Origin of the sequence: Streptomyces sp. NPDC046985 (genome assembly GCF_040644415.1) — a bacterium.
Classification (GTDB): Bacteria; Actinomycetota; Actinomycetes; order Streptomycetales; family Streptomycetaceae; genus Streptomyces.
The window spans coordinates 218932-237908 of record NZ_JBEYWK010000010.1; the positions used below are offsets into that span (position 1 = coordinate 218932).

The 18977-nt window shown below is 72.2% G+C and carries 14 protein-coding genes and 1 riboswitch; of the genes, 5 read left to right on the top strand and 9 right to left on the bottom strand.

Annotation, left to right across the window (positions count from 1 at the left end; genetic code table 11):
- Positions 1-109: 109 nt before the first annotated feature.
- The 4 genes from cydD to hisC all read right to left on the bottom strand — a co-directional run bounded on the left by cydD (position 110) and on the right by hisC (position 7647).
- Positions 110-3610: a thiol reductant ABC exporter subunit CydD gene (cydD, locus tag ABZ861_RS15820; RefSeq protein WP_361629807.1), complete on the bottom strand. Its 3501-nt coding sequence runs from the start codon at positions 3608-3610 to the stop codon at positions 110-112.
- A 60-nt stretch (positions 3611-3670) separates the two neighbouring features.
- Positions 3671-4675, bottom strand: coding sequence for a cytochrome d ubiquinol oxidase subunit II (gene cydB, locus ABZ861_RS15825; RefSeq protein ID WP_361629810.1), 1005 nt, complete (start codon positions 4673-4675; stop codon positions 3671-3673).
- A gap of 18 nt (positions 4676-4693) precedes the next feature.
- Positions 4694-6202: a cytochrome ubiquinol oxidase subunit I gene (locus ABZ861_RS15830; RefSeq protein WP_361629813.1), complete on the bottom strand. Its 1509-nt coding sequence runs from the start codon at positions 6200-6202 to the stop codon at positions 4694-4696.
- A 362-nt stretch (positions 6203-6564) separates the two neighbouring features.
- A complete protein-coding gene (hisC, locus tag ABZ861_RS15835; RefSeq protein ID WP_361629816.1) occupies positions 6565-7647 on the bottom strand; it encodes a histidinol-phosphate transaminase in 1083 nt (360 codons plus the stop codon).
- Between the two features lie 477 nt (positions 7648-8124).
- On the opposite strand from hisC, the gene ABZ861_RS15840 reads away from it, so the two are divergent.
- The 3 genes from ABZ861_RS15840 to ABZ861_RS15850 all read left to right on the top strand — a co-directional run bounded on the left by ABZ861_RS15840 (position 8125) and on the right by ABZ861_RS15850 (position 11823).
- Positions 8125-9237, top strand: coding sequence for a LacI family DNA-binding transcriptional regulator (locus ABZ861_RS15840; RefSeq protein ID WP_361629819.1), 1113 nt, complete (start codon positions 8125-8127; stop codon positions 9235-9237).
- A 419-nt stretch (positions 9238-9656) separates the two neighbouring features.
- Positions 9657-10757: a metallophosphoesterase gene (locus ABZ861_RS15845; RefSeq protein ID WP_361629822.1), complete on the top strand. Its 1101-nt coding sequence runs from the start codon at positions 9657-9659 to the stop codon at positions 10755-10757.
- Between the two features lie 181 nt (positions 10758-10938).
- Positions 10939-11823, top strand: coding sequence for a hypothetical protein (locus ABZ861_RS15850; protein WP_361629825.1), 885 nt, complete (start codon positions 10939-10941; stop codon positions 11821-11823).
- 562 nt (positions 11824-12385) lie between these two features.
- Here ABZ861_RS15850 and thiC read toward each other — a convergent pair.
- The gene (gene thiC, locus ABZ861_RS15855; protein ID WP_361629828.1) at positions 12386-14209 is read right to left on the bottom strand and encodes a phosphomethylpyrimidine synthase ThiC; all 1824 of its coding nucleotides are present in this window, start codon (positions 14207-14209) and stop codon (positions 12386-12388) included.
- Positions 14202-14379: riboswitch (TPP riboswitch) on the bottom strand. Its footprint overlaps the gene before it by 8 nt.
- Positions 14380-14450: 71 nt before the next feature.
- Here thiC and ABZ861_RS15860 point away from each other — a divergent pair.
- Positions 14451-15974, top strand: coding sequence for a YibE/F family protein (locus tag ABZ861_RS15860; RefSeq protein ID WP_361629831.1), 1524 nt, complete (start codon positions 14451-14453; stop codon positions 15972-15974).
- A gap of 159 nt (positions 15975-16133) precedes the next feature.
- Here ABZ861_RS15860 and ABZ861_RS15865 read toward each other — a convergent pair whose 3' ends face one another.
- The 4 genes from ABZ861_RS15865 to ABZ861_RS15880 form a co-directional block, all read right to left on the bottom strand.
- Entirely contained in the window at positions 16134-16571 is a 438-nt protein-coding gene (locus tag ABZ861_RS15865) for an SsgA family sporulation/cell division regulator (RefSeq protein ID WP_361629834.1), read from the bottom strand.
- 98 nt (positions 16572-16669) lie between these two features.
- Positions 16670-17464, bottom strand: coding sequence for a helix-turn-helix domain-containing protein (locus ABZ861_RS15870; protein WP_361629954.1), 795 nt, complete (start codon positions 17462-17464; stop codon positions 16670-16672).
- A 312-nt stretch (positions 17465-17776) separates the two neighbouring features.
- Positions 17777-17986 carry a DUF5326 family protein gene (locus tag ABZ861_RS15875; protein WP_361629837.1) on the bottom strand — a complete coding sequence of 70 codons (210 nt, stop codon included), beginning with the start codon at positions 17984-17986 and terminating at the stop codon, positions 17777-17779.
- Between the two features lie 180 nt (positions 17987-18166).
- On the bottom strand, positions 18167-18484 hold the full coding sequence (locus ABZ861_RS15880; RefSeq protein WP_361629957.1) for a cupin domain-containing protein: 318 nt from the start codon (positions 18482-18484) through the stop codon (positions 18167-18169).
- A 49-nt stretch (positions 18485-18533) separates the two neighbouring features.
- Between ABZ861_RS15880 and ABZ861_RS15885 the strand changes: the two genes are divergently transcribed.
- Positions 18534-18911 carry a phage holin family protein gene (locus tag ABZ861_RS15885; RefSeq protein WP_361629840.1) on the top strand — a complete coding sequence of 126 codons (378 nt, stop codon included), beginning with the start codon at positions 18534-18536 and terminating at the stop codon, positions 18909-18911.
- Positions 18912-18977 lie beyond the last annotated feature (66 nt).

Below are 18977 nucleotides of genomic sequence, written 5' to 3' on the forward strand. Positions count from 1 at the left end.
CGCTCCGTCTGCTGGAAGAGCGTGCGTAAACGGTTCGCCTGCTGAGGCACGAGCGCTCCGCATGCTGAAACGCAACCGCTTCGCGTGCCGAGGGAAGCGTCCGGTGCCCCTACCCCGCCGCGGCCGGCGCCTCGCTCGCCGCCTCCCGTTCGGCCATCCGCCGCAGCGGACCGGGCAGGGCGGCCAGCTCGGCGTAGCCGCCCCGCTGGACCACCCGGCCCTCCTCCAGCACGATCACCTCGTCCACCGCCCGCAGCCCGGCCAGGCGGTGGGTGATGAGCAGCGTCGTACGGCCCTCGGTCGCGGCCAGAAGATCCTCGGTGAGCGCGTCGGCGGTGGGCAGGTCCAGGTGCTCGGCGGGCTCGTCGAGCACCAGGACGGGGAAGTTGGCGAGCAGCGCACGGGCCAGGGCGAGCCGCTGACGCTGACCGCCGGAGAGCCGCGCGCCGTGCTCGCCGACCAGGGTGTCCAGACCGTCGGGCAGCGTGTCGGCCCAGTTCAGCAGCCGCGCACGGGCGAGCGCGTCGCGCAGCTCGGCCTCGGTCGCGTCCTTCTTCGCGAGCAGCAGGTTCTCCCGCATGGAGCTGTCGAAGAGGTGCGCGTCCTGGGCGCACAGCCCGACGAGGCGCCGTACGTCGTCGCCGTCCAGGTCCCGGGCGTCGGTCCCGCCGAGCGCGTACGTGCCCGCCTGGGGGTCGAGGAACCGCAGCAGCACCTGGGCGAGGGTCGTCTTGCCGGACCCGGAGGGCCCGACCACGGCCACCCTGCGACCCCGGTCCAGGGTCAGGTCCACCTCGGTGAGCGCGTCGCGGTCCTGTCCCGCGTGCCGGGCGGTCAGGCCGCTCACGGTGAGGGGGAACGGCGTGCGCGGCGCCGGGAGGGGCCGCTCCGGTTCACGGACCGGGGCCGGGGCGTCCAGCACCTCGTGCACCCGCTCCGCGCTGCGACGCACCCGCTGCCGGTACCGCACGGCGAGCGGCATGCCGAGCACCGCCTCGAAGGCGGCCAGAGGGGTGAGCACGACGACGGCCATGGCGACGCCGCCGAGGCGCCCGTCGGCGACCGCCCTGACGCCGGTGAAGGCGGCGGCGGCGACGGTCAGTCCCGTGATCAACGCGGTGAGACCGTCGCCGAGGGCGGTGGCGGCGGCCGCGCGGGAGGCGATCCCGGTGAGGACGGCGTCCGCCCGCCGTGCCGCGGCGGCGCGGGAGGGCAGCGCCCCGGCGACCGTCAGCTCGGCGGTCCCGGTGAGCAGGTCGGTTACGCGGGTCGCGAGCGCTCCGCGCGCGGGCGCCAGCCGCCGCTCGGCGTGCCGGGCCACCGCGCCGGTGACCAGCGGGACGCCGACGCCGGCGAGGAGCAGGCCCGCGGCGAGGACCGCACCCGCCTCGGGGAGCAGCCAGGCCATGAAGCCGACGGAGGCGGCGGACACGGTCAGCGCCGCACCGGCGGGCAGCAGCCAGCGCAGCCAGTAGTCCTGGAGCGCGTCCACGTCGGCGACGAGGCGCGTCAGCAGGTCGCCTCGGCGCAGCGGGCGCAGCCCGGCGGGCGCCAGCCGCTCCAGGCGGCGGTAGACGGCCACCCGGGTGTCGGCGAGCATCCGCAGCACCGCGTCGTGCGACACCAGCCGTTCCCCGTACCGGAACACGGCGCGGCCGATGCCGAAGGCCCGCGTCGCCGTCACGGCGACCATCAGGTACAGCACGGGCGGCTGCTGGGACGCCCGCGAGATGAGCCATCCGGAGGTGGCCATCAGCCCGACGGCGCTGCCGAGGGCGAGGCTGCCGAGCAGCAGGGCGAGGGCCAGTCGGCCCCGCCGGGGTCCGGACATCGCGCGGACCCGGGCGAGCGCGTCGCCCGCCGCCGGACCGGAGCGCCGCCCCGCTCCGACCACCGGGACGGGGACGGCGGCCGCGGGCGCCGCCGGGGCCGACCGTCCGTTCAGGGGGGCCGTCGCGGCGGCGTCCGGTCCCGGGGACGGGGCGCCGTCCAGCCGTACGACCCGGTCGGCGGCCGCGAGCAGGGCCGGGCGGTGCACGACGAGCAGCACCGTCCGCCCCGCCGACAGCCGTCGCACCGCCTCCACGACCTCCGCCTCGGTCGCTCCGTCCAGTGCGGCCGTCGGCTCGTCGAGCAGCAGGACGGGGCGGTCGGCGAGGAAGGCGCGGGCGAGCGCGAGCCGCTGGCGCTGCCCGGCCGACAGCCCGGCGCCGTCCTCGCCGAGCACGGTCCGTACGCCGGCCGGAAGGGCGTCCACGAACTCCAGGGCGCCGGCGTCGGCCAAGGCCGCGCGGACGGCGGCTTGATCGGCGTCGGGCCGCGCGAGTCGCACGTTCTCGGCGATGGTCCCGGCGTACAGGTGCGGGCGCTGCGGCACCCAGGCGACGCGCTCGCGCCACTGCGCCAGATCGAGGCCGGCGAGGTCGGCGCCTCCGACGAGGACCCGGCCCACGGCGGGCGGCACGAAGCCCAGCAGCACGTTCAACAGCGTGGACTTGCCCGCGCCGCTCGGGCCGACGAGGGCGACCGTCTCCCCGGGCCGCACGGCGAAGGACACGTCCGTCACGGCGTCGGCGGACCGCCCCGGGTAGCGGACGCTCACTCCCTCGAAGGCCAGCCCTCCAGCGGGAACGGCGTGCATGCCCGACGGGGGCGCCGGCGTCTCCAGCACGGTGAAGATCTCCTCGGCGGCGGCCAGCCCCTCCGCCGCCGCGTGGTACTGCGCTCCCACCTGGCGCAGCGGCAGATACGCCTCGGGCGCGAGCACCAGGACGAGCAGGCCGACGGAGAGGTCCATGTCCCCGTGCACGAGCCGCATGCCGATCGTCACGGCGACCAGCGCCACCGACAGCGTGGCCAGCAGCTCCAGCGCGAAGGAGGACAGGAAGGCGACGCGCAGGGTGCGCAGGGTCGCCTGACGGTACTCACCGGTGATCCGGCGGATCGACTCCGCCTGCGCCTTGGCCCGGCCGAACACCTTCAGGGTCGGCAGCCCGGCCACCACGTCCAGGAAGTGCCCGGACAGCCGGGACAGCAGCCGCCACTGACGGTCCATGCGGGACTGCGTGGCCCAGCCGATCAGGATCATGAAGACGGGGATGAGCGGGAGGGTGGCGACGATGAGGACCGCCGACACCCAGTCCTCGGTGACGATCCGGGCGAGCACCGCTGCCGGGACCACGACCGCCAGGCCCAGTTGGGGCAGGTAGCGGGAGAAGTAGTCGTCCAGCGCGTCGACGCCCCGGGTCGCCAGCGCGACCAGCGAGCCGGTCCGCTGCCCGCTGAGCCAGCCGGGGCCGAGCGCGGCCGCTCGTTCCAGCAGCCGCCCCCGCAGCTCGGACTTCACCGCCGCACTCGCCCGGTGGGCGGCCAGCTCAGTGAGCCAGGAGACCAGCGCCCGGCCCCCGGCCACGGCCGCCAACAGCAGCAGCGGACGGCCCAGTTCGGCGACCGTCATCCGGTGCTGGAACGCGCCGACCACCGTCTCGGCGATGAGCATGGCCTGGGCGATGACCAGGAACGCGCCCAGGGCGCCCAGGCCGACGACGGCGATCAGGAAGAGCCGGGTGGTCTGGGCGTAGCGGAGGAGACGCGGATCGATCGGTTTCACGTGAAACAGGCCCTTCAGTCCCTTGGAATGTGTTTCACGTGAAACACATCCCGGTCGGACTCAGTGAACGGCGTCGGCGAGGTGCTGCGTGCCGATCCGCTTGCGGAACACCCAGTACGTCCATCCCTGGTACAGCAGGACGATCGGCGTGGCGATGGCCCCACACCAGGTCATGATCTTCAGGGTGTACGGGCTGGACGAGGCGTTGGCGACCGTCAGGCTCCAGTGCGCGTTCAGCGTGGAGGGCATGACGTCGGGGAACAGCGACAGGAAGAGCATCGCCACCGCGGCCACGATGGTGACGCCGGACAGGGCGAACGCCCATCCCTCCCGGCCGGCCTGGTTGACCGCCAGCGCCGCGGCCAGGGCCGTGACGGCCACGATCAGCGCCACCAGGCTCCACCCGTCGCCCGAGGCGGACTGGGTCCACAGTAGGAAGACCAGCGCGACGGCGGTCGCCGCGAGCCCCACGCGCAGGGCCGTGCGACGCGCCCGCTCCCGGATGTCGCCGACGGTCTTCAGGGCCGCGAACACCGACCCGTGGAAGGTGAACAGCGTCAGGGTGACCAGCCCGCCGAGGAGCGCGTACGGAGAGAACAGGTCGCCGAGGCCGCCGGCGTAGTCCATGTGCCGGTCGATCGGCACGCCGTGCACGACGTCGCCGAAGACCACGCCCCACAGGAAGGCGGGGATCAGCGAGGACCAGAAGATCGCGGCCTCCCAGCGGCGCTGCCAGTTCTCCTCGGGTCGCTTGGCCCGGTACTCGAACGCGACTCCGCGCACGATCAGGCAGAGCAGGACGGCCAGCAGCGGCAGGTAGAAGCCCGAGAACAGCGTGGCGTACCAGTCGGGGAAGGCGGCGAAGGTCCCACCGGCCGCGCTGAGCAGCCAGACCTCGTTGCCGTCCCAGACCGGGCCGATGGTGTTGATCAGGACCCGTTTCTCCGCGCGGTCGCGGGCGAGCAGCTTGGTGAGGACGCCGATCCCGAAGTCGAATCCCTCCAGGAAGAAGTAGCCGGTCCACAGGACGGCGATGAGGACGAACCAGACGTCGTGCAGTGCCATGACGGTGACTCCCTCGGCCTAGTAGGAGAAGGCCATCGGCCGGTCGGCGTCATGGGTGTCGCCGCCGATCCTGGTGGGCGGGGCGAGGTCGGCCTCGGTCAGCTCGGGCGGCCCGGCCTTGACGTACTTCGCGAGCAGCTTCACCTCGACGACGGCGAGGACGGCGTAGAGCAGCGTGAAGACGCTCATGGAGAGGGCGACCTCGGCCTGGGAGACGCCGGGGGAGACCGCGTGCCGGGTCTGCAGGACGCCGTAGACGACCCACGGCTGGCGGCCCGTCTCGGTGAAGATCCAGCCCCAGGAGTCGGCGATCAGCGGGAAGGCCAGGGTCCAGATCGCGACGAGCCAGTACAGCCCGCCGAGCCGGGGGCTGAGCGCCTTGTTCCTGAAGAGCACCAGGTGCGGGACCTCGTCCTCGCCCACGCGCAGGTGCTGGGGCAGCAGGAACTTCTTGCGGGTCAGCCAGAGGCCGGCCATGCCGACGGCGAACGAGGCCATGCCGAAGCCGATCATCCAGCGGAACGCCCAGAAGGTGACCGGGATGATGGGCCGGTAGTCGCCGGGGCCGTACTTCTGCTGCTCGGCGCGGTTGGTGTCGTTGATGCCGGGGACGTAGGAGTGGACGTCGTCGTCGGCGAGGAACGAGAGCACTCCCGGGACCGACAGTTCGACGCTGTTGTGCCCCTTGCTGACGTCGCCGTACGCGAAGATCGAGAACGGCGCGGACTTCTGGCCGTTCCACAGCGCCTCGGCGGCGGCCATCTTCATCGGCTGCTGCCTGAACATGACCTTGCCGAGCGTGTCGCCGCTCACCGCGGTGAACAGGCCGGCGATGGCGACGGTGATCAGGCCCATCCGCAGCGAGGTCTTCATGACGGTCACGTGCCTCTTGCGGAAGAGGTGGAAGGCCGCGACGCCGACCACGAAGGCGCCGCCGGTCAGGAAGGACGCCGCGAGGGTGTGAAACGCCTGGGCGAGCGCGGTGTTCTGGGTCAGCACGGCCCAGAAGTCGGTGAGCTGGGCGCGGCCCCGGACCTTGTCCATCCGGTAGCCGACGGGGTGCTGCATCCACGAGTTGGCCGCGAGGATGAAGTAGGCGGACAGGACGGTGCCGATCGACACCATCCATATGCAGGCCAGGTGGATCCTCCGGGGGAGCTTGTCCCAGCCGAAGATCCACAGTCCGATGAAGGTGGACTCGAAGAAGAACGCGATCAGGGCCTCGAAGGCGAGCGGGGCGCCGAAGACGTCTCCGACGAAGCGCGCGTAGTCCGACCAGTTCATGCCGAACTGGAACTCCTGCACGATGCCGGTGACCACGCCCATGGCTATGTTGATCAGGAAGAGCTTCCCCCAGAACTTGGTCGCCCGGAGGTACCTCTCCTTGTCCGTGCGCACCCACGCGGTCTGCAACCCGGCCGTCAGGGCCGCCAGGGAGATCGTCAGGGGAACGAACAGGAAGTGGTAGACGGTCGTGATGCCGAACTGCCAGCGCGCCAGCGTCTCCGGCGCCCATGCGAGGTCCACGTCCTCACTCTCCTTACGTCGGCGCGCCCGCAGCGGTGGGTTTGCCGATGTGTCCTGCACGACAACACACCTACCGGACGCGCTTGTGAATGCGTTCACATTCACAAGCCAGTATGACGCACCCCTCCGCACAGTCAGGCGCCGGGGGCCCGCTTCTCTGTGTGACGTCGATCCCTTAAGAGCAAACGGCCCCGCGGCACGCCTCACCGCGACCCACGGCCGAGAACCCGGCCCGGCCCGGCCCGCCCCCTGGCTGAGCACCGCGGCCTTCGGCCTGGGGAACACCGAGGGCCTGCCCCACGGCTGTGATCCGCCGGGCAGGCCCCGAACAGCAGGGAGAGCTGCTCAACCTGGAGAGCCGCTCAGCCTTCCCGGCGGAACGCCTCCGCCGCCTTCAGGAAGAGATCGTTCGCCTCAAGCTCCCCGACAGTCACCCGCACACCCTCGCCCGGGAACGGCCGGACGACCACGCCCGCCTGCTCGCACGCGTGGGCGAAGGCGGCCGTCCGCTCCCCCAGCCGCAGCCACACGAAGTTGGCGTGCGTCTCGGGCACCGTCCAGCCCTGCGCGCGCAGCCCGTCGACCACGCGCGTGCGTTCGCACACCAGCGAGCCGACCCGGCCCAGCAGCTCGTCCTCGGCGCGCAGCGAGGCGATCGCCGCCTCCTGCGCGAGCTGGCTCACGCCGAAGGGCACCGCCGTCTTGCGCAGCGCGGCCGCCACCGGCTCATGGGCGATGGCGAAGCCCACCCGCAGCCCGGCCAGGCCGTACGCCTTGGAGAAGGTGCGCAGCACGCACACGTTGGGCCGCTCCCGGTACAGCGCCACTCCGTCCGGCACCTCGGGGTCGCGGATGAACTCGCGGTAGGCCTCGTCGAGCACCACCAGGACGTCCCCGGGCACCCGGTCGAGGAAGCGCTCCAGCTCCCGGCGCCGCACCACCGTGCCGGTCGGGTTGTTGGGGTTGCAGACGAAGACCAGACGCGTGCGGTCGGTGATCGCGTCCGCCATGGCGTCCAGGTCGTGCACGTCGCCCGGGGTCAGCGGCACCTGCACCGAGGTCGCCCCGCTGATCTGCGTGATGATCGGATAGGCCTCGAAGGAGCGCCAGGCGTAGACGACCTCGTCGCCGGGGCCGCTGGTGGCCTGGATGAGCTGCTGGGCCACGCCGACGGAGCCGGTGCCGGTGGCCACGTGCGCGGCCGGCACGCCGAAGCGCTCGGCCAGCTCGTCGATCAGGGCGGAGCACGCCATGTCCGGGTACCGGTTCAGGGCGCCGGCCGCCGCCGCCACCGTCGCCATGACGCCGGGCAGCGGCGGATACGGGTTCTCGTTGGAGGACAGCTTGTACGCCGCCGGTCCGCTGGCCGCCGCCGCGGGCTTGCCCGGCTTGTAGGTGGGGATACCCGCCAGCTCGGCGCGCAGCTTGGGGCTCGTCTCGCTCACCGCAGTCCTCCTCGTGACCACCACCGGCTTCTCAATACTGCATACCCTATGAGGATTAGACGCCCCTGCGTAGAGGGGCGAGAGCCTTGCGACACCGAGGCGAGATGCTTCCGGCGCCCGAGGCGAGATGCTCCCGGCGCGCGAGGCGAAAGGCTTCCGCCGCGCACCCGCATCCCGGGCGCCGCCGAGCGAAACCGCATCGACCGGGGCGAATCAGGGGCGCATCTCACGCATATCCGCGCGCCGGTGGTTCGCGCCGTGGCGCGCGTCCCCCGTGCAGGTGAGTTGAGACCTCTTCGAGACCTGGGGGACTCGACAGGCTCATGACCGCCACCGCGCCATCTCATGGCGTCCAGACGGCCAACGGTCTTTGATTCCACGGTACGCGGCAGGCTGCGACCTTGCAGAAACGTGCCTGTCAGGGCGTGCATATGCGTCCGCACTACCCCGTCGCCTGAGCCCTACTATCGGCTCGCCATGACAGCAGCAGGGAAGCATCAGGTGAGCCGCGCGGAAACCTCACGTCGAGGCAGTCGACCGGGCCGGGCGGGCATCAGAGACGTGGCCGCCGCCGCCGGGGTCTCCATCACGACCGTGTCCGACGCGCTCAACGGCAAGGGCCGGCTCCCAGACGCCACCCGGCAGCACGTCCGCGAGGTCGCCGACCGGCTGGGATACCGCCCGTCGGCCGCCGCCCGCACCCTCCGTACCGGAAAGTCGGGCCTGATCGGCCTGACCGTGACGACGTACGGGGATGAACCTTTCACCTTCACCGAGTTCGCGTACTTCGCCGAGATGGCGCGGGCCGCCACCTCCGCCGCGCTCGCCCGCGGCTACGCCCTCGTCATCCTGCCCGCGACCTCCCGCCACGACGTGTGGTCGAACGTCGCTCTGGACGGCACGGTCGTCATCGACCCCTCCGACCAGGACCCGGTCGTCAGCGAGCTGGTCCGCCAGGGCTTACCCGTGGTCAGCGACGGCCGCCCGGCGGGCACGCTCCCGGTCACCGCCTGGGTCGACAACGACCACGAGGCCGCCGTCATGGACATCCTCGACCACCTCGCCGAGGCCGGCGCCCGCCGCATCGGCCTGCTCACCGGCACCACCACGGACACGTACACCCACCTGTCGACGACCGCCTACCTGCGCTGGTGCGAGCGCGTCGGCCAGGACCCGGTCTACGAGGCGTACCCGGCGCACGACCCGTGCGCGGGCGCCGTCGCCGCCGACCGCCTGCTGGCCCGCCCCGACCGCCCGGACGCCGTCTACGGGCTCTTCGACCCCAACGGCACCGATCTGCTCGCCGCCGCCCGCCGCTACGGCCTGCGGGTCCCCGACGACCTGCTGCTGGTCTGCTGTAGCGAGTCCACGGTGTACGCCAACACCGAGCCGCCCGTCACCACGCTGTCGCTCAAGCCGCGCCGCATCGGCACGGCGGTGGTCCAGCTCCTCATCGACGCCATCGAGGGCGTCCAGTCCGATCAGCCGGTGCAGCAGGTCGTCCCGACCGAGCTGATCGTGCGGACCTCCTCCCAGCGGCGCCCGCCGCGCACGACCGTCAGCCCGCCGCGTACGGCGGAGGAGCGGTAGGGCGGGCGGGGCGGGCGGCTCAACGGCGGGCGGCCGGGCGGCTCGGCGGTGGCGCGCGGCAGGACCGCCGCAGCGCGCTGTGGCGTGGCGGGACACTCCGCGGCGCCACGGGCGGCCGGCTCGGGTAGGCGTGGTCGCGGCGCGGGGACATGCGGCGCCGAGGCACGGGATCGTGTGCCGTCGCGGCGGGCCGCGTGCGGCGGCGCGCCGGGGGAGAGAACGAGGCAGCCGGTCGCGGCGCCGCCGAAGACCCCCATTCGGGGCGAAAGCCGCGAGGAACCTGAGTCGCGCTCCGATTCACCACCCCTGGGTCATCACATGGCGCGATCCGCATTCCTATGATGGGCGCACGACACCGCGGGCCGCTGCGACCAGGCAGTCCGAAGCGGTGCAGACGCGGCGCGATGGTGGAGGGGTCGATGACTCAGGGGGCCGGTCAGGGACCCACGGCGGAGCGGACGGCGACGCTGCGCGACTTCCGGGTGCCCGCGTACGTGAACGGGACCGGTCCGGACCCCCACGGCACGCATCCCGCCGACGCGCTCAGGCCCGCCGAGGAGAGCCGCCCGGCGTCCGCCGAGGAGGACTGCCCGGAGGCGTACACGCCCACCGAGCGCGACCTCCCCGTCATCAGCCGCGGCGCCACGACGCAGCTCCCCGTGGACCCCGACGCCGCCGCGGCCGGGCAGGCCGTCACCGGACAAGGCCCCCTGTACGTCGTCGGCGACGTGCACGGCTACCTCGACGAACTGCTCGCCGCGCTCCGGGAGCAGGGCCTGATCGACGCCGCCGGCCAGTGGTGCGCGGGCCCCGCCCGGCTGTGGTTCCTCGGCGACTTCACCGACCGCGGCCCGGACGGCATCGGCGTCATCGACCTCGTGATGCGGCTGTCCGCCGAGGCCGCCGCGGCCGGCGGCTACTGCAAGGCCCTGATGGGCAATCACGAACTGCTGCTCCTGGGGGCCAGGCGGTTCGGCGACACGCCGGTCAACTCCGGCGCGGGCACCGCCACCTTCCAGGCGGCCTGGCTGCTGAACGGCGGCCAGAAGGCCGACATGGAACGCCTCCAGGACCACCATCTCCAGTGGATGGCCCGCCTCGACGCGGTCGAGGAGGTGGACGGCTACCTGCTCCTGCACTCCGACACCACCGCCTACCTCGACTACGGCGACTCGATCGAGGCCGTCAACGACACCGTCCGCGAAACGCTCACCCGCAACGACGCGGACGAGTGCTGGGATCTGTTCCGCAAGTTCACCAAGCGCTTCTCCTTCCGCGACGAGGGCGGCGCCGACGCCGTGCGCTCCCTGCTGGATACGTACGGCGGCGCCCGTGTCGTTCACGGCCACAGCCCGATTCCCTACCTGCTGGGCGAAGTGGGCTCCGAGGACGGCGACGACAGCGCGGGCCCCGTGGTCGAGGGACCGCACGTCTACGCGGACGGGCTGGCCATCGCGATGGACGGCGGCGTGACCATGTCCGGAAAGCTGCTGGTCCGGCAACTGCCGCTGGAAGCCTGACCGTTCGGTCCACCGACGGCGGCGCCGGGCGCCCGCGCCGATCGGCCCGCAATTTGTGGAAACCCCCTGTCACCGCGCGCCGTCGCGGCTCTACCATCGGCGTATCCGTAGCAGACTCCCCTCCGTTTCTGCCCGACGGCTCGCCGCCATGCGAGCCCCCAGCCCTACGGAGCATCGGGGGATGCACATGAACAGCGTTCCGCAGCACCTGATGAGCGAGGACCGCCAGGATTACGAGCGGATCCTCGATGAGGCGCTGCGCTCCGCCCCACTGCGCCCGGAACTCGCCGCGGTGGGACAGCGGCTCAGCGCCGAGCAGCTTCGCACCATGGCGCTCAACGCCACCGCCCTGATCACCGCGTCGGCGGCGACCGAGTACCACCGCTACGTCGCGGTCCGCCAGGAGATGCGCCGCCCGGCACCGCCCGCCGTCCGCGAACCCGAGTCCGGCGAGCCCGGCATCGGGGGGCAGGAAGCCGGCGAGACGGGCGGCGCCGTGTCCGGGCTCGCCGCCGCCGTGGGAGAGGTCACCGGGACCGCCGGCGCGGGCGCCGGGGCCGTCGTCGCGGTCCTCGCCCCCGTCCTCGCCGGCATCGCGGCGGCCCTCTTCCTGCTCGTCGGGTACCTGCTGAAGATGCTGAACCCGGCGCGCGCCTTCGGCCAGACCATGGTCACCGCGGGCTGGGTGTTCGGCGTGGTGACCGCCGCGGCGATCCTGGTCGCGGGCACGGGACTGCTGCTCACCGCCCTGCGCAACCGCCCCTCGCCGGAGACCGGCCGCTACGGCGCCCTCAACGCGGAGCTGACCCGGACGCGGGACGCCTGGCACAAGGCACTGCTCGAACGCGGCATCCTGCCGTTCTTCCGCGAGGCCCTGGCCGCCCCCGACCGGGCCGCGCTGCGCCGCACCGAGCCCGCGGAGCCGAGCGGCCGCATCCCGCACCTCGGCTACGACGCGCCCGGGTTCAGCAGCCCCGACGACGGCGCCTCCCACGCCCGTCCGAGCTTCACCAGCCCCGACTTCACCAGCCCGGAGTTCGGCGGACCCGAGCAACGCCCGAAGTGACCGGCACCCGAGACGGCACGGGAAGCCGCGCCGGTCGCGCCCGTGGTGGGCGGCGCGAGCCGCCGCGCCGCCCGGCGGCGGCCCCGTCCCGCGGTCCGGTCCGGTCCCGCGATCCTGGCGGCGGTACGAGCGCGATCCGAGCTGCGATCCGAACGAGGTCCAGGCGGCGAACCGAAGGAAGCCCAGGCGGCGAGTCGGCCTGAGCGACGACGAGCAGCCGGACGTCATCGCCGCGGCTCCCCCACGTCTCGCTCAGGAGGGTGTGGGAGACCTGGGGACGGACACGCGCCGAACCGCCTCGGAGACCGGCCGAGAGGACGGCGAGGTCTCCTCGTGAGGCGGCGCCCTGGGTGGGTCCTCGGCTGTGCGCTGTCCCCGGCGCTGCTCCTGACGGTGGGCACGTCGGACGGCGGCGCGCCGGGCACAACCGATCCCACGGCCTCCCGCCCCCGCAGAAAGCCGTCGGAGCCCCGCGCCGGAGGCCCAGAACCAGGAGCGCTTCAGCCCGGCGTGACGCGCCGACGCACGAGGGCAGCGCATCGGCGCCGCCCTCGCCACGCCCTCACTCCGTGATCGGCAGGTAGACCCGGTTCCCCGCCTCCGCGAACTCCTTCGACTTCCGCAGCATCCCCTCCGCGACCTCCTCGGCCGTGGCCCCCTTCCCCGCGTCGCCGCCGAACCGCTCCGCGATGTCCTGGCTGATCTTCATCGAGCAGAACTTCGGCCCGCACATGGAGCAGAAGTGGGCCGTCTTGGCGGGTTCCGCCGGAAGCGTCTCGTCGTGGAACTCCCGTGCCGTGTCCGGGTCGAGGGCCAGGTTGAACTGGTCCTCCCACCGGAACTCGAAACGGGCGTCGGACAGCGCGTCGTCCCACTCCTGCGCGCCCGGGTGGCCCTTGGCCAGGTCTGCCGCGTGCGCCGCGATCTTGTAGGTGATGACGCCGGTCTTGACGTCGTCGCGGTCGGGCAGACCCAGGTGCTCCTTGGGCGTCACGTAGCAGAGCATGGCCGTGCCCCACCAGGCGATCATCGCGGCGCCGATGCCGGAGGTGATGTGGTCGTACGCGGGCGCGACGTCCGTGGTCAGCGGGCCGAGCGTATAGAACGGGGCTTCATCGCAGATCTCCTGCTGAAGGTCGATGTTCTCCTTGATCTTGTGCATCGGGACATGGCCCGGACCCTCGATCATCGTCTGTACGTGGAAACGCCTGGCGACGGCGTTGAGTTCCCCGAGTGTGCGCAACTCCGCGAACTGCGCCTCGTCGTTGGCGTCGGCGATCGAGCCCGGCCGCAGACCGTCCCCGAGGGAGTACGTGACGTCGTAGGCCGCGAGGATCTCGCACAGTTCCTCGAAGTGCTCGTAGAGGAACGACTCCTGGTGGTGCGCCAGGCACCAGGCGGCCATGATCGAGCCGCCGCGCGAGACGATGCCGGTCTTGCGGTGCGCGGTGAGCGGCACGTACGCCAGGCGCACACCGGCGTGCACCGTCATGTAGTCCACGCCCTGCTCGGCCTGCTCGACGACCGTGTCCTTGTAGATCTCCCAGGTCAGTTCCTCGGCCCGGCCGTCGACCTTCTCCAGGGCCTGGTAGAGCGGGACCGTGCCGATCGGCACGGGGGAGTTGCGCAGCACCCACTCGCGGGTGGTGTGGATGTTGCGGCCGGTGGACAGGTCCATGACCGTGTCGGCGCCCCAGCGGGTCGCCCAGGTCATCTTCTCGACCTCCTCCTCGATGGAGGACGTCACCGCCGAATTGCCGATGTTGGCGTTGACCTTCACCAGGAACCGCTTGCCGATGATCATCGGCTCGATCTCCGGGTGGTTGACGTTGGCCGGCAGGACGGCGCGGCCCGCGGCGATCTCCTCGCGGACGACGTCGGGCGCCACGTTCTCCCGGAGCGCGACGAACTCCATCTCCGGTGTGATCTCCCCGCGTCGGGCGTAGGCGAGCTGTGTGACCGCTCGGCCGTCGCGGCTCCGGCGGGGCTGGCGCGGACGGCCCGGGAAGACCGCGTCGAGATTGCGCAGCCCGCCGCGCGGAGAGGTGTGCTTGATCCCGTCGTCCTCGGGGCGGACGGGACGGCCCGCGTACTCCTCGGTGTCGCCGCGGGCGGTGATCCAGCTCTCCCGCAGCGGCGCCAGGCCCCTGCGGACGTCGGTGTCGACGAGCGGATCGGTGTACGGGCCCGAGGTGTCGTACAGCGTGACCGACTTCCCGTTGGTCAGGTGCACCTGACGGACCGGCACCCGCAGGTCGGGGCGCGAGCCCTCGGCGTACGCCTTGTGCCAGCCGACGGACCTCCCGGCCCGCCCGTGCGGGGCGCTCTGCTCCTCATCGTTGGACGTCTGCGTGGAGGCAGGCGTGCGTGCGTCCTCGTTGGTCATGAGACCTACTCCCTACGCCGGCATTACCCGGTAACAGGTTCGGCGGTCGGCGCAGCGATTCCCGTCCGTCGACGTCTCGCGGGGAACGGCTAACGTTCCACGTGAAACATCGCGTTGGCGAAGGTCAGCGCCCTCTCAGCCCGGTGCTCCGAGCTCCCGCGTGTGCAAAGGCGTCTCCACGCTAGCGTCATGTATGGCGCGAAGAACAGTGGGCGCCCGCCGCTCTTGGGAGGATCCGCCCGTGACCACGCCCCAGCAGTACCCTCAGCCACTGCCCGAGCCGTCCCGCGGACGCGGCGCCGGGCACGGCCACCGTCCCGGCGACGAGTACAGCCACCGTCCTGGCGACGAGCACGCGTCCTCGCACAGCAGGGAGCAGGCGCAGGCGCAGGCGCCAAGTCACGGCTCCGGGCATGACTCCGGTCACCGGCCCGGCCAGAGCCACGGGCACGGCGACGGGCACGGGCACAGCCACAGCCATGGCCCGGCCGCTCCGGTCTCCCGGCATCTGCGCAGGGTCATCGCCGCGATCCTGATCCCGTTCGCCGCCGCGGTGGCAGCCGGTCTCGTCGTGCTCTGGCCCGGCGGCGCCCCCTCGCACCACCGCACCGGCGTCGGCTTCGACCGGCAGACGCAGCAGGCCACCGTCGCCCAGGTGGTGAAGGTGAGCTGCGCGTCGGTGAACGCCTCCGGCGGCGCTCCGACCGGGGGCGCGTCCACGGCCGGGGGCGCGTCCGCGCAGGCGCAGGCGTCGAAGGTCTGCAAGAAGGCCACGATCCGCGTCAGTACCGGCAAGGACACGGGGCGCACCTTCACCGAGATCGTGCAGCCGGACCAGCCGCGGCAACTGCACCAGGGCGAGAAGGTCGTGGTCGCCTACGAGCCCTCCGCGCCGAAGGAGCTCCAGTACTCGGTCACCGACGTCGACCGGCGTTTCCCCATGGCGCTGCTGGCCGGTGTGTTCGCGCTCGCCGTGGTCGTCGTCGGGCGCATGCGGGGCGTGATGGCGCTGGTCGCGCTGGCCGTCAGCTTCCTGGTGCTGAACCTGTTCGTCCTCCCGGCGGTCCTTCAGGGCTCGAATCCGCTGGTCGTCGCGGTGGTGGGGGCCAGCGCCATCATGCTGATCGCGCTCTACATGTGTCACGGCCTGTCCGCGCGCACGTCCGTGGCCGTGCTCGGCACGCTCATCTCCCTGGTGCTGATCGGCGTCCTGGGCTCGCTGTTCATCGGCTGGGCGGCGCTCACCGGCAACACCGACGACAACACCGGTCTGATCCACGGCCTGTACCCGTCGATCGACATGAGCGGTCTGCTGCTGGCCGGGGTCATCATCGGCTCGCTCGGCGTCCTCGACGACGTCACGGTGACGCAGACGTCGGCGGTCTGGGAACTGCACGAGGCCAACCCCGCGATGGGCTGGCGCGGACTGTACCGGGCGGGCATCCGCATCGGCCGCGACCACATCGCCTCCGTCGTCAACACCCTCGTCCTCGCCTACGCGGGGGCCGCGCTTCCGCTGCTGCTGCTCTTCTCCATCGCGCAGAGCAGCGTGGGCGCCGTCGCCAACAGCGAGCTGGTGGCCGAGGAGATCGTCCGCACGCTGGTCGGCTCGATCGGCCTGGTCGCCTCGGTGCCCGTCACCACCGCCCTCGCGGCGCTCGTGGTCTCGGCCGACCGCACGGCGCCGGCGAACGCCCCCGGCCGCGTCGCGGCCGGTGCGCCGGCGCCCGCGCGCGGGGGGCGGGGCAGGCGCCGCAAGCGCTGACCGGCCGGAGAGCGCGGACCGCTGGGCGCCGACGGCGCTGACCCGGCGGCCGGTGCGGACTCCTGGGCGCCCCGTCCGCCGACGGAGCACCGGAGCGCGCCGTGAGGGCGTCCGTGGAGGAGCGTTACGCCACTGCATGCGCGGCGTTGCAGAAACGCTTCAGCCCGCGCTCTGCTCCTCGGCCAGGATGCGGTACAGGGCCTCGTCGAGATGGGCGTCGAAGTCGTCGAGAGCACCCTCCTGGCCCAACGGCACCAGCTTGTCCGTCCGGTCGAGGAAAGCCACCAGCGGGGCCGTGGAGGAGCGGAACAGCGCCCGCTCGGCGCCGACCTGAAGGCGGATCAGCACCTCGCTCAGCGAGTCGGCGGCGGCGGGAGAGATCCGCACATCGCCCTCCCCGCACGGCGCGCCCACCCCGTCGATCAGCAGTTCCCTGCCGAAGGCCCAGGTCACCGGGGCGTCCCCGGGCAGATGGAACGTCAGCCGCACGGCATAGGGATCACAGGTCTCGTACCGCAGCTCCACCGGGATGCGGAACGAGAGCTCCTCGGAGACGAGAAAGCTCATCATGACCTCTGCCTGTACGGACTCACGCATCGCTACCCCGTCATCTGCCGTCGACTGGCCGGGAGACATCCCTATGACACTGGCGATATCTTGCAGAAAGTGCACGACAGACCACAAGGAGTGATTTTTCAGATACTGATAGCGAGCGCGAGGGCGCCCACCCGCCGCCCCACCTCGTACTGGAGTTGGCGGGCCGCGGGCATCAGCCGTTCGGCCTGGTGGGCGGGGAGCGAGAGCGCCACCGTCGCCGCCGTGGCGCCGACGGTGATGGGGACGGCCGCGCAGACCGTTCCCGGCGCGTACTCCTGCCGCTCCGTCACCGGCTGCATCCGCGGCATCCCCTCCAGCCGCCGCAGCAGACCCCGCTCGTCACGGACCGTGTGCGGGGTGATCGGCCGCACCGGGTACCGGTCCAGATGGTCGCGGCGCGCGCCGTCGTCGAGTTGGGACAGCAGGCACTGCCCGACGGCATGGGCGTGTCCGGTCTCCCGGAAGTCGGCCCACTCCTCGGCGGCCGGGGCGGCCGGGCTGCCGGAGACGTGCATGACTTCGATCTCGCCCTCCCGGTACCTCGCGTAGTACACCGGCGCTCCGATCGCATCACGCCAGTGCGCCAGCGTCTCGGCGATCGTGGCGCGACGTTTCTGCTCTGCTCCGCCGCTGCTCAGCCGCTCGGCCGCCTTCCCGAGGAAGAACAGCCCCTGGTCCCGGTGCAGGTAGCCCTCGTGCACCAGGGTGCGCAGCAGGTGGTAGGCGGTGGGCAGGGCGAGGCCGGTCTCGCGGGCGAGCTGCTTGGCCGGCACCCCGTACGCGTGCTCCGCCACGGTCTCCAGCAGGCGCATGGCCCGCTGCACCGAGCCGATGAGGGTCTGCGGGGCCGGTGCGGGCCGCTGCTCCCGGACCGCGGGGCGGGACTGCCCCAGCGGGCGTCTGGAGCGCGGCTGCGCGGGCAGCGACGCAGACGGCGCCGGAACCGGCGCCCGGGGCGCCGGTGGCGCGTGCGATACGGCGGGGGCGGGTGCGGTGTCAACCGTGGCCAAGGGTCACTCCCGGAGCACGAGGGGGCAGCCCGTGCGGGGGACACGGGTGGGGAAACGCTGCCCGCGGGGGCCTGCCCCCGCGTCGATTCCCGGACCTTATCCGTCCGCTGCCGCTCAGGGACGGCCCGGCCGGGAATGTTCCCCCCACCGAGGGAACCGGCGTTCCGCGTCACCGGCCGCCGGTCCGCCCGGCGGTCACCAGTCGCGCGAGGACGAACCCGCCGTGAACTTCCGCGCGACGTAGATCACGGCGCCCACCAGGGCCACGAAGACCAGCAGCTTGAACAGCAGGTAGATCACGAAGTGCAGCACGCTCGCTATCAGGCCGCCGAAGACGACCAGGGCGATGACCGGCACCGCGATCCACTTCACCCACCACGGCAGACTCGCGACGACCTCTCGCATGCCCCTCATCCCCATCTCTCCGCCGGCCCAGCGCCGGATCCCGTCGACCGCCCGCGCTTCTCGGCGGCGGGCGCTGTCGATTTCCTGAAGTCGATGCTAGGGCCGGCAACGGCTCCGACGGGGGTCCCGCATCCCTTGTCCTCCCCTGATCGTTCCCCTAGGGAACCCCGAGACGGCGCATCAGGCTTCCGGCGGAGAGAAGACCACCAGGACCCTCAGATCCTCGCTGATGTGGTGGAACCGGTGGGCGACGCCGGCCGGCACGTACACCACGCTGCCCCGCGCCACCTCGGTCGTCTCCGCGCCGACCGTGATCGAGGCGCGGCCGCTGACGACGACGTACACCTCGTCCTCGCGGTGCGGCTGCTGCGGATCGCGCTCGCCCGCGTCCAGGGCGTACAAGCCGACCGACATGTTGCGCTCGCGCAGGAACTGGAGATACGCGCCCTGGTGGGCGGCGCGCTCAGCCTCCAGTTCGTCCAGCCGGAATGCCTTCATCGTCCTCGCCCGCATTCGTAGTCGATCTCTTTCTGCCACGATCAGACACATGATGAATTTCGTAGTCAAGACGCTCGCCAACGCGGGCGCTCTGGCGGTCGCCGTCTGGCTGCTCGACAAGATCACCCTGACCGGCGGCGGCACCGCTCGGAAGGTCGGCACGCTCATCGTGGTGGCCCTGGTGTTCGGGCTGGTGAACCTGCTGGTGAAGCCGGTCGTGAAGGTGATGACCTTCCCGCTGTTCGTCCTGACGCTCGGCCTGATCACGCTCGTCGTCAACGCGCTCATGCTGCTCCTCACTTCGTGGGTGTGCGGCAAGCTGCACCTCAGCTTCCACGTCGAGGGCTTCTGGACCGCCGTCCTCGGCGGCCTGATCGTCTCGGTCGTCTCCTGGGCGCTGAACATGGTCCTGCCGGACGAGGACTGAGCGCCGCGGCTGGCCGCCCTTCTCGGGCCGGCGTCCCCGGGGAGGGGCGGACCGGCTCCACGAGGC

What these genes read in the sequence shown, in the direction of transcription:
- ABZ861_RS15850 (WP_361629825.1), top strand. Translation starts at nt 10,939, where the DNA reads ATGCACATGAACAGCGTTCCGCAGCACCTGATGAGCGAGGACCGCCAG.
- ABZ861_RS15880 (WP_361629957.1), bottom strand. Translation starts at nt 18,484, where the DNA reads ATGAAGGCATTCCGGCTGGACGAACTGGAGGCTGAGCGCGCCGCCCAC.
- ABZ861_RS15875 (WP_361629837.1), bottom strand. Translation starts at nt 17,986, where the DNA reads ATGCGAGAGGTCGTCGCGAGTCTGCCGTGGTGGGTGAAGTGGATCGCG.
- ABZ861_RS15885 (WP_361629840.1), top strand. Translation starts at nt 18,534, where the DNA reads ATGATGAATTTCGTAGTCAAGACGCTCGCCAACGCGGGCGCTCTGGCG.
- ABZ861_RS15845 (WP_361629822.1), top strand. Translation starts at nt 9,657, where the DNA reads ATGACTCAGGGGGCCGGTCAGGGACCCACGGCGGAGCGGACGGCGACG.
- ABZ861_RS15840 (WP_361629819.1), top strand. Translation starts at nt 8,125, where the DNA reads ATGACAGCAGCAGGGAAGCATCAGGTGAGCCGCGCGGAAACCTCACGT.
- ABZ861_RS15865 (WP_361629834.1), bottom strand. Translation starts at nt 16,571, where the DNA reads ATGCGTGAGTCCGTACAGGCAGAGGTCATGATGAGCTTTCTCGTCTCC.
- cydB (WP_361629810.1), bottom strand. Translation starts at nt 4,675, where the DNA reads ATGGCACTGCACGACGTCTGGTTCGTCCTCATCGCCGTCCTGTGGACC.
- thiC (WP_361629828.1), bottom strand. Translation starts at nt 14,209, where the DNA reads ATGACCAACGAGGACGCACGCACGCCTGCCTCCACGCAGACGTCCAAC.